Source organism: Xanthobacter sp. YC-JY1, assembly GCF_021730305.1.
GTDB lineage: Bacteria > Pseudomonadota > Alphaproteobacteria > Rhizobiales > Xanthobacteraceae > Xanthobacter > Xanthobacter flavus.
On sequence record NZ_CP032674.1, the window covers coordinates 277,918 to 292,477 of the forward strand.

General features: G+C 70.4%; 10 protein-coding genes. 6 read left to right on the top strand and 4 right to left on the bottom strand.

What is annotated here, in order from left to right; all coding sequences use genetic code 11:
- Nucleotides 1-466: 466 nt before the first annotated feature.
- Both D7006_RS01360 and D7006_RS01365 read right to left on the bottom strand, forming a co-directional pair.
- On the bottom strand, nt 467-1,150 hold the full coding sequence (locus D7006_RS01360) for a TetR/AcrR family transcriptional regulator (RefSeq protein WP_237355273.1): 684 nt from the start codon (nt 1,148-1,150) through the stop codon (nt 467-469).
- A 53-nt stretch (nt 1,151-1,203) separates the two neighbouring features.
- Nucleotides 1,204-2,808 (bottom strand): acyl CoA:acetate/3-ketoacid CoA transferase, encoded by a 1,605-nt coding sequence (locus D7006_RS01365; protein ID WP_237355274.1) that lies wholly within the window; start codon nt 2,806-2,808, stop codon nt 1,204-1,206.
- A 192-nt stretch (nt 2,809-3,000) separates the two neighbouring features.
- On the opposite strand from D7006_RS01365, the gene D7006_RS01370 reads away from it, so the two are divergent.
- The 6 genes from D7006_RS01370 (at nt 3,001) to D7006_RS01395 (ending at nt 12,336) form a co-directional block, all read left to right on the top strand.
- Complete coding sequence (locus D7006_RS01370; RefSeq protein WP_237355275.1) at nt 3,001-3,774, top strand: ferredoxin--NADP reductase; 774 nt, start codon at nt 3,001-3,003, stop codon at nt 3,772-3,774.
- 263 nt (nt 3,775-4,037) lie between these two features.
- Nucleotides 4,038-4,667 (top strand): glutathione S-transferase family protein, encoded by a 630-nt coding sequence (locus D7006_RS01375; RefSeq protein ID WP_237356832.1) that lies wholly within the window; start codon nt 4,038-4,040, stop codon nt 4,665-4,667.
- Nucleotides 4,668-4,734: 67 nt separating this feature from the next.
- On the top strand, nt 4,735-7,557 hold the full coding sequence (locus D7006_RS01380) for a cation-translocating P-type ATPase (protein WP_237355276.1): 2,823 nt from the start codon (nt 4,735-4,737) through the stop codon (nt 7,555-7,557).
- A 141-nt stretch (nt 7,558-7,698) separates the two neighbouring features.
- The gene (locus D7006_RS01385; RefSeq protein ID WP_237355277.1) at nt 7,699-9,657 is read left to right on the top strand and encodes a hypothetical protein; all 1,959 of its coding nucleotides are present in this window, start codon (nt 7,699-7,701) and stop codon (nt 9,655-9,657) included.
- Nucleotides 9,654-11,249: a PEP/pyruvate-binding domain-containing protein gene (locus D7006_RS01390; protein ID WP_237355278.1), complete on the top strand. Its 1,596-nt coding sequence runs from the start codon at nt 9,654-9,656 to the stop codon at nt 11,247-11,249. The genes D7006_RS01385 and D7006_RS01390 overlap by 4 nt, the downstream gene beginning before the upstream one ends.
- Before the next feature lie 139 nt (nt 11,250-11,388).
- Nucleotides 11,389-12,336: a DMT family transporter gene (locus D7006_RS01395; protein ID WP_237355279.1), complete on the top strand. Its 948-nt coding sequence runs from the start codon at nt 11,389-11,391 to the stop codon at nt 12,334-12,336.
- 82 nt (nt 12,337-12,418) lie between these two features.
- On the opposite strand, the gene D7006_RS01400 is transcribed toward D7006_RS01395, so the two are convergent.
- Nucleotides 12,419-13,630, bottom strand: coding sequence for an ABC transporter substrate-binding protein (locus tag D7006_RS01400; protein ID WP_237355280.1), 1,212 nt, complete (start codon nt 13,628-13,630; stop codon nt 12,419-12,421).
- Nucleotides 13,631-13,932: 302 nt separating this feature from the next.
- A complete protein-coding gene (locus tag D7006_RS01405) occupies nt 13,933-14,514 on the bottom strand; it encodes a superoxide dismutase family protein (protein WP_237355281.1) in 582 nt (193 codons plus the stop codon).
- Between the last annotated feature and the right edge of the window lie 46 nt (nt 14,515-14,560).

The following is a 14,560-nucleotide window of genomic DNA, read 5'->3' on the forward strand; positions in this document are numbered from 1 at the left end:
GTCAATGCGGGTGGCGTGGGGAGGATGCAGGCGGGAACGGTGCGGCGTGAGGCGCCAGCCGTGCTCCCTCTGCCCTTGCGGGAGAGGGTTGGGGTGAGGGGTGTTCCTGCCGCTTTCCCACTGTGGGGATTGCAGCGTCGGCCCCCTCACCCCCGGCCCCTCTCCCGCAAGGGGAGAGGGGAGATCGCTAGGGCATCGAGGGATGGCATTTCCCCTGAGGCGCCGTCATGCCCGGGCTTGTCCCGGGCATCCACGTCGGGCGGAGGGGACGATGCGTGGAAGGCGTTCCCGGCCGGTCCACGTGGATGGCCGGAACCCGCATGTTTGCGGGTTCGGTTCCCAGGGGCGGAAGTCGGCAACAGCCGACTTCCGGGACAAGACCGGCCATGACGGCTTGGGGGTCAACGAGGCCGAGCCGCACAACCGCAGGCGCTTCTACCCAGACGCTCCGAGGCCTCCCGCCCCCTCACACCCTCTCGATATACCGCGTCACCACATCCACCACGTGCCGGCGCCGCGCCGCGCGCTCGTCGGGGGTGGCGAGGTCGCGGCCGAAGGCGGTGGAGAGGGTGGGGTTGTTGGAGAAGTAGAAATAGCTGACGGCGGAGATGGTCAGATAGAGGTGCAGCGGGTCGATGCCGGCCCGCAGCGTGCCGTCGGCCGCGCCCCGCGCGAGGATGGCTTCCAGCCGGGCGATGAGGGAAATCTGCATCTCGCGCAGGCGAAGCGAGCGGCGCAGATATTCGCCGCCGAGCAAATTCTCGCTGTTGAGCAGCGGAATGAGGTGGGGGTGCTGGGCGGGATAGTCGAACTTGAATTCCGCGAGGCAGGTGATGGCCGCAAGCGGCGCCATGGCTTCCAGCGCCAGCTCGGCCTCCGCGACGCGCATGTCGGTATAGACGCGCTCCAGCACCGCCAGATAGAGGTCTTCCTTGCTGCCGAAGTAATAATAGATCATGCGCTTGTTGGCGCCGGCCTCCTCGGCCACCACGTCCACCCGCGCGCCGGCGAGGCCCTTGGCGGCGAATTCCGCCTCGGCGGCCTCAAGGATGTTCAGCCGCGTCTTGTCCGCATCCCGCGTCGCCGCCTCGCGCTGCGGGGCGGCGGTGGTGGAGCGGGCCGCCTTGCGGGCGGGAGGGGATGCGGGCATCGCAGGGTCCGGAACTGGCAACGAAACAGGAAACGTGACGAGCGCGCGCCCGCTCAAGCGCTGAGTCTTGCGCCGGGCCCGCGCGGCGAACGTTGCGACACGGCGAGCCGCTGTTCAAGTCCGATCGATTGCGGATGGAACAATGCCAGATCCATCAGTCGCAGATCGGGCGCGATATCAGGGCGGAAATCCATGTGCGCGAGCACGTCGCGCTCCAGATCGATGCCGGGGGCGATCTCGATCAGCTCCAGCCGGCCGGAGGCGCCGCGCCGGAACACCGCGCGCTCGGTGACATAGAGCGCCTCCTGCCCGATGCCGGCGGCATAGGCGCCGCTATAGGTGAGCTGCTGGAGGCGATCGACGAACTTCAAGTCCCGTCCCTCCTTGCGGATCACCGTCTGGCCGTCCGGCCAGGACATGTCGAGCCCGCCCGAGGTGAAGGTGCCGGAGAAGACCACCTTCTTGGCGTTCTGCGAGATGTTGATGAAGCCGCCGGGGCCGATGATGCGGTCCGAGAAGCGCGAGACGTTCACCGAGCCCTGCGCATCCACTTCGGCGAAGGACAGGAAGGCGATGTCCAGCCCGCCGCCGTCGTAGAAATCGAACTGGTAGGGCTGGTCGATCATGGCGTGGAAGTTGCGGCTGGCGCCCACCTCGTTGCCGCTCGCCGGCGCGCCGCCGATGAGGCCCTGCTCGTTGGTGAGGGTGATGGCATCGAGGCAGCCTTCCTCCGCCGCCACGGTGGCGATGCCGGTGGAGATGCCGGAGCCGAGATTGCACACCGCCCCCGCATAAAGCTCGAGCGCCGCGCGCCGGGCGATGACCTTGCGCGGATCGAACGGCAAGGGCGCGATGGCGGAGAGCGGGATCTTCAACTCGCCCGCATAGGCGGGATTGTAGTCCGAGACATAGGTCTGCATCTGGCCGGGATCGACCACCACGACGTCCACCAGGATGCCCGGGATCTTCACCATCTTGGGGTTCAGCGTGCCGCGCCGGGCGAGGCGCTTCACCTGCACGATGACGATGCCACCGGCGCGCTTGGTCGCCTGCGCCATGGAGATCATCTCGCCGAAGATGGCCTCCTGCTCCATGGAAATGTTGCCGTCCTCGTCCGCCGTGGTGCCGCGCAGGAAGGCGATGTTGGGTACGAAGGGCTTGTAGAACAGCCATTCCCGGCCGGCGAGCTGAACCACTTCCACCAGGTCTTCGGTGGCCGAGGGGCTTTGCCGTCCGCCGCCGAGGCGCGGGTCGATGAAGGTGTTGAGGCCCACATGGGTCACGAGGCCCGGGCGGCCGGAGGCCATCTCGCGGGTGAGCTGGGAGAGCGCGCCCTGCGGCAGGGTATAGGCCTCGACGCGGTCCTCCAGCGCCATCTTCTCCACCGGCGGGGAATCCACCAGCGTGCCGCAGACCACGCGCTTCAGCAGGCCGTCATGGGCGAGGTGGCCGACGCCGCGGGTCTTGCGGTCGCCGAGGCCCACGGGATGCACGGTGGTGATGCCGCGCGGCGCGCCTTCCTTCAGGAAGCGCTCGGCCACGGCTGCGATCAGGGTGTCCGGCACTGCATGGCCGCCGCCCGAGCCGCCGATGAGGAGGGTGTCGCCACTCTCCACGAGCCGCGCTGCCTCGTCCGCGCTGAGCACGCGCATCGCCATGCCGATCCTCCCCTGCCAGTCCTGCCCATGCCGCGGTGCCGCCGGGCCTTCTGGCGCTGAGCTCCGTCTTGCTTAACTCACTAGTTAGTTATATGTCTGGATCCGTCCATCGTCAATTCGCCCCGTGCCCCGCGGGCGCGCCCTTGCGCGCGTCCGGCGCCGTGCGCGTGGCCTTAAGCCATCGGATCGTCCATGAGCAATTTCGAGACGCAGGAAGTGCTCAGCGTCCATCACTGGACCGACACCCTGTTCAGCTTCCGCACCACCCGCAGCCCGGCGCTGCGCTTCATCAACGGCCAGTTCACCATGATCGGGCTGGAGGTGGAGGGCCGCCCGCTGGTGCGCGCCTATTCCATCGTCTCGCCCAACTATGACGAGGAGCTGGAATTCTTCTCCATCAAGGTCCAGAACGGCCCGCTCACCTCGCGCCTCCAGCATCTGAAGGTGGGCGACCGCATCCTGGTGGGGAAGAAGCCCACGGGCACCCTCATCCACGACAATCTCCTGCCCGGCCGTACCCTCTATCTGCTCGGCACCGGCACGGGGCTCGCGCCCTTCCTCAGCATCATCCGCGATCCCGACACCTATGCGCGCTTCGACAAGGTGGTGCTGGCCCACGGCTGCCGCACGGTGGAGGAGCTGGCCTATTCCGACTACCTCACGAAGGAGCTGCCGGAAGACCCCTTCCTCGGCGAGGAGGTGCGCGAGCGGCTGATTTATTATCCCACCGTCACCCGCGAGCCGTTCCGCAACCAGGGCCGGCTCACCGACCTGATGACCTCCGGCAAGTTCTTCACCGACATCGGCCTGCCGCCCCTCGACAAGGCGCACGACCGGGTGATGCTGTGCGGCAGCCCCGCCATGATCGCCGACATCCGCGGCCTGCTCGATGCGCAGGGCTTCGCCGAGGGCAGCATGTCCGAGCCGGGGCATTATGTGATCGAGAAGGCGTTCGTGGAGAAGTAGGGGGCGCCGGCGAACTGCTGCCGCTCGCACGGCTCTCATCCCGCCGTCATCCCCCGGCTTGTCCGGGGGATCCACCCCGCCGCAGGAAGGGTGCTCCTCCAGACGGAGCCGCCCCGGCCGTTCCGTGGATCGCCCGCACGAGGCGGGCGATGACGGCCTTGAAAGGCGGGCGCGGGTGCGGACGAAGCGGAGATGGCTGCGCAAGCCAAGCGTGACGGCTTCCGCCCCCCTGTCACGCTTCTTGCTTGGCCGTCCCCATGGCCATGAAATTCTACATGACGCCCGGGTCCTGCTCCACGGGCATCCACATCCTGCTCGAGACGCTGGAACTGCCGTTCGAGGCGTGGATCATCAACATCCCCGCCGGCGACCACCTGCGTCCCGACTATCTCAAGATCAACCCGCGCGGCACCATCCCGACGCTGGTGCCGGATGGCGGCGAACCCTTGTGCGACTTCAGGTCCATCGCCTTGTGGCTCGCCCGCACCTATCCGCGCGGCAAGCTCCTGCCGGAGGATCCGGCGCTGGCGGCGCAGGCCGAAGAGCTGATGAATTTCGCCATCGGCCAGCTGCACGGCGAGGGCTTCACCCGCGTGTTCGTGGCCGAGCGCTATGTCGCGCCGGAAGACAGCGGACGTCTGAAAGACGACGTGACCTCACACGGCCGGGAGATCGTGACACAGGGGTTCGACATCATCGAACGCCGCCTGCCGGCCGAGGGCTTCGCCGTGGGCGATCGCTTCTCCATCGCCGATGCGGCGCTGTTCTATAACGAGTTCTGGGCCGACCGCACCGGCATCCCCATGCCGCCCAAGGTGAAGGCCCACTACCAGCGCTTGCGCGCCCGCCCCGTGGTGCGTCAGGTGCTGGCCGAGGAGGGCTACCGGACCTGAGCGGAATCCGGCGGGATATTTGCTCTGTGTCAGCACCCCGTCGCCACCATGCGGCTATCGTAGCGTCATGCTGCCGATCGCCGTTGCTTCGTCCGAGCCCTACCGACAGTCCGCCGAAGCGGTGCTTGCCGTGCTGGGCAGCGACGCCGAGCGCGGCCTCTCCGCCGCCGAGGCGGAGCGGCGGCAGGCGGCCTTCGGCCCGAACCTGATCGCCACCGCCCCGCCGCGCAGCGGATGGCGGCGGTTCCTCGACCAGTTCGCCAGCGCCCTCGTCCTCATGCTCATCGCCGCCGGCGCCATCTCGGCTGCCATATGGCTGCATGAGCGCGGGACGCCGCTGCCCTACGAGGCGCTCGCCATCTTCTCCATCGTGCTCCTTAACGCCGCCATGGGCTATGTGCAGGAGGCGCGGGCGGAGCGCGCCGCAGCGGCACTGCGGCGGCTTTCGGCGGCCCATGCGCGGGTCATACGCGACGGCGAAACCCTGTCCATCGACGCGGCCGCGCTCGTGCCCGGCGATGTCATCCTCGTGGCGGAAGGCGACACCATTCCCGCCGACGGCCGCCTCCTGCAGGCCACCGCGCTGCAGACGGTGGAGGCGGCGCTCACCGGCGAGAGCGTGCCCACCGCGAAGGACGTGGCGGCGCTGCCGGACGGGGCCGAGCCGGCGGACCGCGCCAACATGGTGTGGAGCGGCACCCATGCGGTCTATGGCCACGGCCGGGCGGTGGTGACGGCGGTCGGCATGCAGACACTGATGGGGCGCATCGCCGGCCTCATCGAGAAGGCGCCGCAGGACGAGACGCCCCTCCAGCGGGAACTGGAACGGGTCGGCCGGGTGCTTGGCGTCGTCGTCCTCGCCATCGCCGGCGCGGTCATCGGCACCATCCTCCTCATGGAGGGCGTGCGCGACCTGCCACAGGTGTTGAATGTGCTGATCCTCGGCGTCGCCCTCGCCGTCGCCGCGGTGCCGGAGGGCCTGCCGGCGGTGGTGACGGCGGTGCTGTCGCTGGGCATGCAGCGCATGGCCCGCAACAAGGCCATCGTGCGCCGCCTCGCCGCCGTGGAGACGCTGGGCTCGGCCACGGTGATCGCCTCCGACAAGACCGGGACGCTGACCCGCAACGAGATGACCGTGCGTCGGGTGGTGACGGCAAGCGGCAGCGTCGCGCTCACCGGCACCGGCTATGCCCCCGACGGCGCGCTGGAATTTCCCGATGCGCCCGCCGACCGGCCGGCACTGGAGCAGGAGGTCGAGCGCGCGCTCATCGCCGCCGAGCGGGCCAACAATGCCATCCTTCACGAAGGCGCCGATGGTTTCGTGGTGCATGGCGACCCCACGGAAGGTGCGCTCATCGTCGCCGCGCGCAAGGCGGGCCTCAGCGCCCCGGCCCTCGATGCGCGCTTCGCCCGGCTGGGCGAGGTGCCCTTCTCGTCCGAGCGCAAGCTCATGAGCACGCTGCACAGCGACGCGGAACGGCCCTCCCACCTCATCCTCGTCACCAAGGGCGCGCCGGACGTGCTCCTTGCCCACTGCACCGGCGAGCTTCGGGGCGAGGCCGAGGTGCCGCTCGGCGAGGCGCGCCGCGCCGCCATCCTTGCCGCCAATGACGCGCTTGCCGGCGAGGCGCTGCGCACCCTGGGCGTCGCCTATCGGGCCTTGCCGGCCCCTGACCTCGCGGATGGCGCCGTCACCGCGGAGCACGAGCGCGACCTCGTCTTCATCGGCCTCATCGGCATGATGGACCCGCCCCGGCCCGAGGCGCGGGCGGCGGTGGCGCAGGCCCATGCCGCGGGCATCCGCACGCTCATGATGACCGGAGACCATCCGGCCACCGCCACCGTCATCGCCCGCGAGGTGGGCATTCCGGTGGACGCCGGGGTCGTGACCGGGGCCCGCATCGCCGCTTTGGATGAGGCCGGGCTGGACCGGGTGGTCGCGCAGGCGTCCGTCTATGCCCGTGTCGATCCCGAGCACAAGCTGAGGATCGTCGCGGCCCTCCGCCGGGCCGGCGAGACGGTCGCCGTGACCGGCGACGGGGTGAACGACGCGCCGGCCCTCAAGGCGGCGGACATCGGCATCGCCATGGGCACCACCGGCACGGACGTGTCGAAGGAGGCGGCCGACATGGTGCTGGCGGACGACAACTTCGCCACCATCGTGCGCGCCGTCGCCGAAGGCCGGGCGATCTTCGCCAATATCCGCAAGTTCCTGCGCTACCTGCTGTCGTCCAACATCGGCGAGGTGATGACCATGGTCCTCGGCCTGCTCCTCGCCGGGCGCATCGGCCTTTCGGCCGCGGCCGAGGCGGCGGGCGGGGGCGTGGCGTTGCCGCTGCTCGCCACCCAGATTCTCTGGATCAACCTCGTGACCGACGGCGCGCCCGCGCTCGCCCTCGGCATCGATCCGGCCGATGGAGACGTGATGACGCGCCCGCCGCGCCGGCGGGGCGAGGGCGTCATCACCGGCACCATGTGGGCGGGCATCGTCTTCGTCGGCGCGGTGATGGCGGGGGGCACGCTTTTCGTCATCGACCTGTCCTTGCCGGGCGGGCTCGTGGAGGGGCAGGGCACGCTGGCCTATGGCCAGACCATGGCCTTCACCACCCTTGTCCTGTTCCAGCTGTTCAATGTCTTCAACGCGCGCTCCGACACCGCGAGCGCCTTCGTGCGGCCCTTGGCCAACCGCTGGCTCATCGCCGCCGTGGCCGGCTCGCTCCTCCTCCATGCGCTGGTGCTCTATTTGCCGGCGCTGCAGCAGGCCTTCTCGACCGTTCCGCTCTCCGCGCGCGACTGGCTGTTGTGCACGGCGGTGGCAAGCTCGGTCATTTGGACGCGCGAGCTGTGGAAGCTCGCCGCGCGGGCGCTCCGGCGCAGGCGCGGGGTCTGAGCGGCCTGTCGTCGATTTGTCAGATGCCCGTCGTAGACCGGGGCGCCGAAAGTCCCACGCAGCCTTTCGACACCCGGCGCCTGCCCGCGTGGCCGGCGCACGGGCGGGCTGTGCATTTCAGGTGACGGGGAGGCGGAAGACATGGAGAAGACCCTGATCGTCGAGGCGCTCGGCGAAGGCGGGTTGCTGCTCCCGGCGCGGCTGGAACGCGCGCTCGCCGCCAATGACCGCGCCAAGCTGCGCATGACCGCCTTGCAGGACGCCGCCGCCCGCGCCCGCGCGCCCGCCACCCCCGGTCGCCCGCTGGACGCCGAGGCGCGCGCCGCCGGCCTGTCCTGCGACGGGCTCGACGCGGCCATCGCCAGCGCCCGGCTGCTCGATGGCGGCGGCTATCAGGTCAGCGGCGCCGGTCGTCTCACGCAGGCGATCCTCGACGATATCGCCGCCATGGCCGATCCGCTGGAGGTGGCGGGGGATGGCGGCGCCGAGGGCTTCGCCACGCGCCTTGCCGCTTTGCGCACGGCGTTCGGCGCGGGCACGGACGACATTCTTTCCGTCGACATCCTTTCCGAGGCCGATCTGGTGCGCCTGACCAGTGCCCGGCGCGGCGGGGCGGACAGCGCCCATCTCCTGGTCATGGACCTGCACAAGGCGCTGAACCGCCTTTCCGCCGCCCTCTCGGCCGAGACGGTGGCGGGCGCGCGGACGCTGGGCATCGCGGAGGCGGACAAGCCGCGCATCGCCGCCTTCATGGCGGGGCTTGCGCAGACGCGCCGGTTGATCTTCGGCCATCCCGGCCTCGACACCACGGCGAGCCGCAGCGGGACGCGCCTCGTGATCCAGAACGACATCGGCACCACCGATGCCCATGTCATCATCATCGCCGTGGACGGGCTCGCGGCCACCGTCACCTATACGGACGTGCACCGCTCCCGCGCCAAATTCTTCATCTCCCTGTTTTCGGATGCCGGGGCCGAATGGACACCGCTGGCCGAGCGCACGGCGGCGGGCATTGCCGGCGGGGCGGCTTTCCACCTCGTCACCGGCCGCTTCGTCGCGACCGACGCGGAGGCGCTGGACGGCTTCCTTTCGGCCGTGGGCCGCAACATCGTCTTCCTCATCGACTGGAACAAGGCGCGCAAGGCGCTCCAGACCTTCGTGGACAAGCCCACCGCCATCGCCCTGCTGCGCACCGCCGCGCGCGGCGCCATCGGCCATCGCGGCTTTCTGGAGATGGGCGGGCCGGAACTGGTGTTCGATGCCGTGCGCCGCAGCGCCGAGGGGCGGGTGCCCTATGGGGCGCGGCTCGACCGGGTGCTGGGGCGCGAGGGCGCGGCGCGCTTCCTCGCCGAGGTGCTGCGCCTTTCCAGCGAGGGGTTGGCCGCCGGCCGCTCGGCCCGGCTCATCCGAGACGAGGTGCGGGCGGAACTGGCGCGCAGTTTCGGCTCGGTGGAGGAAGAGATGCTGGCCGTGGTGCTGCGCCAGCTGGGCATCGCCCGCATGCTGGCCGGCGCGGTGGCGGGCGTGCTCGATGCCCCCGCGGACCTTTCCGATGCCGCCCGCGATGCGCTGCGCAGCCGGGCCAAGCGGCTGGAGGAGAAGGCCGACCGGCAGATCGTCGGCGCCCGCGAGCGGGCGAGCGGCCCGTTCGGTCAGGGCGGGCGCTTCCTGCCCGTGGCGGATGCCGCCGAGCAGGCGGTGGATGCGTTCGAGGAGGCCGCCTTCCTCGCCAGCGCCGCGCGGCTGAAGCCCGGCGCCGCCGTGCCGCCCCTGCGCGATCTCGCTGCCGGCGCGGTGGTCTGCTGCTCCGACCTCGTGCGGGCGGTGGCTGCCGCCAGCGAGGGCTCGGCCGGCCGGCGGGAGGATGTGACCGACACGCTGGAAGCCATCGACGCCGTGACCGAGGGCGAGCGCCGAGCCGATGCCGCCCATCGCCGGGTGCAGGAAGCCGTGCTGGCCTTGGGCGCCGGCGATCCCCTCGACGCCGGGGCGCTTGTCGCGACCCTTGAGCTGGCCCGCGCCATCGAGGGCGCCACCGACGAACTGGCCCGCGCCGCCCTCGCGCTGCGCGCCTCGGTGCTGGAGGAGATGGCCCCGTGAAGAACCAGGCCCCCCACACGCACCCCATCGCCTTCATCGGCACCGGCGGCACCACCGCGCCTTTGACGGCGCACGACTTCGGCTCCAAGGCCGCTCAGCTCTGGCGCATGAACGCGCTGGGGCTCGACGTGCCGCCCGCCTTTGTGCTCTCCACCACGCTCTGCGGCGAGCGGCGCGAGGGCGTGGTGCGGCGCCTGCTGGAGGAGGGCCTCGGCTTTCTCGAAGCCGCCTCCGGCCGGCGCTTCGGCGACCGCCGCCGCCCGCTCCTCGTCTCCGTGCGCTCCGGCGCGGAAAAGTCCATGCCGGGGATGCTGGAGACCGTGCTGGACGTGGGCATGACCGCCGAGACCGCGCGCGGTCTCATGCGCCTCCACGGCAACCCGCGCCTCGCCTTCGACTGCCATCGCCGCTTCATCGAGGGCTGGTGCGAGGTGGTGGCCGGCCTGCCCCGCGCGCCGTTCGAGCAGCTACAGCGCGATCTCATCGCCGCCGAGCAGGCGGGCAGCGAGCAGGGGCTGGACCCGGAGGCGCTGGAGCGCCTCGCCACGCGCTATCTGGACCTTGCCCGCGACGGCTATGGCGCGATCGTGCCCGCCGACCCGCGCGACCAGCTTGCCGAGGCGGTAGAGGCGGTGTTCCGCTCCTGGGCGGCGCCGAAAGCGATCGAATATCGCCGGCTGAACCATCTGGAGCATCTGGCCGGCACGGCGGTGACGGTGCAGGCCATGGTGTTCGGCAATGCCGGCGTGCGCTCGGGCTCGGGCGTCGCCTTCTCGCGCAATCCGGCGAGCGGGGCGCCGGGCCTCTATGCCGACCTCCTGTTCGATGCGCAGGGGGAGGATGTGGTGTCCGGCCGCCGCCAGCCGGTGGGGCTCGACCGGCTCGGCGCGGTGCTGCCCGACGTCGCCGCCGCTCTGGCCGAGGGCGTCGCCGCGCTGGAGCGGCATTATCGCGACGTGCAGGACGTGGAATTCACCTTCGAGGAGGGCCGCCTCTATTTCCTCCAGACCCGCGCCGCCAAGCGCACGCCGCGCGCCGCGCTCAAGATCGCGGTGGACATGGTGGCGGAAGGCGCCATCACCCCGGCCGAGGGGCTGGCGCTGCTCGAAGGCGTGGACCTTTCCGCTGTCGCCGCCACCCGCTTCTCCGGCGATGCGGAGCCGGTGGCGCACGGCGTCGCCGCCTCGCCCGGCACGGTCAGCGGCCGGGTGGCGTTCGACGAGGAGGGCGCCCGCCGCCTCGCAGGGGCGGGCGATCCGGTGATCCTGCTGCGCCCGGATGTGGCGACCGACGATATCGCCGCGCTTGCGCTGGCGGCGGGCATCCTCACCAGCATCGGCGGGCGCACCGCCCATGCCGCCGTGGTGGCGCGCCAGCTCGGCCGGGCCTGTGTGGTCGGCTGCGCCGCGCTGGTCATCGATGCCGCCGCCCGCCGCGCCCGCCTCGGCGCCGCGACGCTGGCGGAGGGCGACTGGCTGTCCCTCGACGGCGAGGCGGGAAGTGTCTTCCTTAGCCGGCGCGCCGTGGTGTCCGAGCAGCCGGAGGCGGAGCTTGCGGCGGTGAACCGCTGGCGGGCGGCCGTGCCGGCGTGAGGCTCCTGGCCGTCGACCCATCAGCGGGCCTCATGGATCGCACCTCAAACTCTCATTAGGCCGCGTGGATTGTGCGGGGTAGCCTGTGGCCGATTCCGGACAGGCATGGGCACATCCGCGGCATGACGACCTACACGGCATGAGTACGCACACGGCTCCATCCCAGACGACGGGCCCGCAGACGGCGGGCGCGCCGATCTCCACCGCGCGCTATGTGGCGGGGGCGCTGTTCGGACTGGCGAGCGTCACCATCTGGGCAGGGTGGATGTCCATCACCCGGCTCGGCGTCACCTCGTCGCTCGGCGTCTTCGACGTCACCATGCTGCGCTACGCCACCGCCGGCCTCGTGCTGCTGCCCGTGCTGCTGCGCCACGGGCTGGGGCTCGACAAGGCGAAGCCCTGGCAGCTTCTGGTGATGATCATCGGCGCCGGTGCGCCCTATGCGGTGGTGGCCGGCTTCGGCCTGCGCACCACGCCGGCGGGGCAGGCGGGGGTGCTCATTCCCGGCGTCATGCCCCTGTTCGTGGCGCTGATCTCGGCCGTGGCCCTGCGCGAGCGGTTCAGCATGCAGCGGCGGGTGGGCTATGCGCTGATCCTCGCCAGCGTGGCGCTGATCGCCGGGGTGGGGGCGGTGGCTTCCGGGCTGGGCTCGGGCATCGGCCACCTCCTGTGCATGGCCGGCGCTTTCATGTGGGCCAGCTATGCGGTGGCGCTGCGCAAGAGCGGGCTCGGCGCGCTCCATGCGGTGGCGGTGGTGTCGGTGGGCTCGGCGGTGCTCTATCTGCCCTTGTACGCCATGGTGCACGGCTTCACCGTGCTCGATGCGCCGCTGCGCGATGTGGTCTTCCAGGCGGTCTATCAGGGCGTCTTCGCCACCGTGATCTCGCTGTTCCTGTTCGCCCGCTCGGTGGCGCTGCTGGGCGCCTCGGCGGGCGCGGCCTTCGGCGCCTGCGTGCCGGTGATGGCGGCGCTCATGGCCATTCCCATCCTCGGCGAAGTTCCCTCCGGCACGGACTGGCTGGGCATCTTCGCCGCCACCATCGGCGTCTATCTCGCGAGCGGGGGACCACTCCCCCGCCGCGCCTGAGCGGCGAGGCAACTTAAGACCGCCCCGGCGCGGCTAAGCGCCGGGGGCAACCCCAAGACCACCCGCCGCGCGTGAGGCGGCCTCAGTTGGCCGCGTGCTGGCGCACCAGCGGGCAGCCGCCCTCGGCCAGCGGGCGGAACGCCTCGTCGCCGGGGATGGTGCGGATGAGCTTCAGATAATCCCACGGATACTTCTGCTCGGCCGGCGTCTTCACCTGCAGCAGATAGAGATCGTGGACCATGCGGCCATCCTCGCGGATGCGCCCGCCGTGGGAGAAGAAGTCGTCCACCGGCGTCGCCTTCATCTGCGCCGCCACGGTGGCGGTGTCGGTGGTGCCGGCGGCCTTCACCGCCTTCAGGTAATGCAGGATGGCCGAATAGGTGCCGGCCTGGCCCATGGTGGGCATGGCCTTGTGGCGCTCATAGAAGCGCTTGGACCAGGCGCGGGTCTCGTCGTTCAGATCCCAGTAGAAACCCTGGGTGAGAATGAGGCCCTGCGCCGTCTGCAGGCCGATGGCGTGGATGTCGGTGATGTGCAGATAGAGCCCGGCGAGCTTGATGCCCGACTGGGGGATGCCGAACTCGTTGGCCTGCTTGATGGCGTTCACCGTGTCGCTGCCGGCATTGGCGAAGGCGATGAGCTTGGCGCCCGAGCCCTGTCCTTGGAGCAGGAAGGAGGAGAAGTCGGCGGTGCCCTGCGGGTGCTTCACGCTGCCCACCACCTTGCCGCCGCCCTTTTCCACCGCCTTCGCCGTATCGCGCTCCAGCGCCGTGCCGAAGGCATAGTCGGCGGTGACGAAGAACCACGGCCCGTCCTTGGCCAGCGAGGCGCCAGTGCCGGCGGCCAGCGCATAGGTGTCGTAGGTCCAGTGGATGCCGGTGGGCGCGCAGGCCTTGCCGGTGAAATCGGACGAGCCGCCGGTGGAGGCGAGCACCAGCTTGTTCTTGGTGCGGCCGATCTCCTGCACCGCCAGCAGCACGGAGGAGGTGGGGATGTCGGCGATGACGTCCACCCCGTCCTCGTCGATCCAGCGGGTGACGATGGCCGAGCCCACATCCGGCTTGTTCTGGTGGTCGCCGGCGATGATCTCTACCGGACGGCCCAGCACGCTGCCGCCGAAATCCTCCACCGCCATCTTCGCCGCGATGACCGAGCCGGGGCCGGCCATGTCGGCATAGATGCCGGACTGGTCGTTCAGCACGCCGATGCGCAGGGGCTTGGGGTCCGCAGCAAAAGCCGGCGAAAGGGACAGCAGCGTCGCCGTAATGGCGGCGAAAGGCAGGGACAGGCGCATGAAACGGGACTCCGCGCGGGAAGGGGCAATTCGGGCGCGGAGTATCACCACAAAATTGAGGGATTCAATCAATTATCGGAAAGGAGCGGGGTATTCTTTAGTTGCACATTATGATGATGTTAATATAGGCGCCGATGGCGTTCTCGCGAGCCGTCATGGCCGGGCTTGTCCCGGCCATCCACGTGGTGAGGCCGGGCACCCCCTCCGGCCATTCTGCGATCGGCCCGACGTGGATGCCCGGGACAATCCCGGGCATGACGGTGGTGTCAGTCGATCCGTCCGACGTACCTCATTCAGCGCCCTTACGGCTTGAACGCCGCGCAGGCGATGCGGGCGCCGGCGCCGCCGATGGGCTGGGTGATGAAGTCGTCGGGGCTGGCGTGGATCACCAGCGCGAAGCCGCCCGGCTGGCCGAGGCCGTCCTTGTCGGTGAGGCCGGTGGTGCTCGACACCTCGGCATTCATCGAGCCGTCGGCATTGGCATAGATGTTCGGCAGGTCGCCCTGGTCCGGGCCGTTGGGATTGAGCAGGCCGTGGGCCTTGTCGTGGTGGTTCACGTGGCCCTTGGAATCCATGAACTTGGCGGTGTCGGAGCAGTTCGCCACCTGATGGAAGTGGATGCCGTGCCAGCCGTGCGGCAGCGCGCCGGCGGCAAGCGCCACGCGCACGATGGTGACGCGCTCCGTGCCGGTGGCGGTGGCGGAGCCGATGGTCTTGCCTTCGTTGTTGATGATGTCGGCCTTTACCACCTTCGCGGCGGGCGCAGCCGCCGGGGCCTGGGCGAGAGCCGGCGCGATGAAGAACGGGCCGGTGAGGAGCGCGGCGAGAAGGGGAAGGGAGCGCGTGGCCCGAACGGAGCAGGCAGAAGTGGTGACCGGACGCATGGACGTTCCTCCTCGGGCCGGACGGCGCGCCGGCCTCAGCGACGAG

Excerpts from the sequence above, each read along its gene's own strand:
- D7006_RS01360 (WP_237355273.1), bottom strand. The coding sequence starts at position 1,150 with ATGCCCGCATCCCCTCCCGCCCGCAAGGCGGCCCGCTCCACCACCGCC.
- D7006_RS01365 (WP_237355274.1), bottom strand. The coding sequence starts at position 2,808 with ATGGCGATGCGCGTGCTCAGCGCGGACGAGGCAGCGCGGCTCGTGGAG.
- D7006_RS01370 (WP_237355275.1), top strand. The coding sequence starts at position 3,001 with ATGAGCAATTTCGAGACGCAGGAAGTGCTCAGCGTCCATCACTGGACC.
- D7006_RS01375 (WP_237356832.1), top strand. The coding sequence starts at position 4,038 with ATGAAATTCTACATGACGCCCGGGTCCTGCTCCACGGGCATCCACATC.
- D7006_RS01380 (WP_237355276.1), top strand. The coding sequence starts at position 4,735 with ATGCTGCCGATCGCCGTTGCTTCGTCCGAGCCCTACCGACAGTCCGCC.
- D7006_RS01385 (WP_237355277.1), top strand. The coding sequence starts at position 7,699 with ATGGAGAAGACCCTGATCGTCGAGGCGCTCGGCGAAGGCGGGTTGCTG.
- D7006_RS01395 (WP_237355279.1), top strand. The coding sequence starts at position 11,389 with ATGAGTACGCACACGGCTCCATCCCAGACGACGGGCCCGCAGACGGCG.
- D7006_RS01400 (WP_237355280.1), bottom strand. The coding sequence starts at position 13,630 with ATGCGCCTGTCCCTGCCTTTCGCCGCCATTACGGCGACGCTGCTGTCC.
- D7006_RS01405 (WP_237355281.1), bottom strand. The coding sequence starts at position 14,514 with ATGCGTCCGGTCACCACTTCTGCCTGCTCCGTTCGGGCCACGCGCTCC.